1 protein-coding gene is annotated in these 284 nt (G+C 57.4%); it reads left to right on the top strand.

What is annotated here, in order from left to right; genetic code table 11:
• A partial coding sequence (locus LZP73_RS20740; RefSeq protein ID WP_442800787.1) for a ubiquinone biosynthesis accessory factor UbiJ occupies positions 1-284 on the top strand: 284 nt, incomplete at both ends.

Raw genomic sequence — 284 nt, 5'->3', positions numbered from 1 at the left:
CCAGCGTGTTGCCGAAACTTCGCGATCGCCAGCAGCTTGCCGCACTGATTCGCAGTGGTGAGCTGGAAGTGCAGGGTGATATTCAGGTGGTGCAAAACTTCGTTGCGCTGGCAGATCTGGCAGAGTTCGACCCTGCGGAACTGCTGGCCCCTTATACCGGTGATATCGCCGCTGAAGGTATCAGCAAAGCCCTGCGCGGAGGCGCAAAGTTCCTGCATCACGGCATTAAGCGCCAGCAATGTTATGTGGCGGAAGCCATTACTGAAGAGTGGCGTATGGCACCC

Origin of the sequence: Shewanella sp. AS16 (assembly GCF_021412365.1) — a bacterium.
In the GTDB taxonomy this organism is placed as follows: Bacteria; Pseudomonadota; Gammaproteobacteria; order Enterobacterales; family Shewanellaceae; genus Shewanella; species Shewanella salipaludis.
This window is presented reverse-complemented; position numbering and strand designations above follow the sequence as displayed.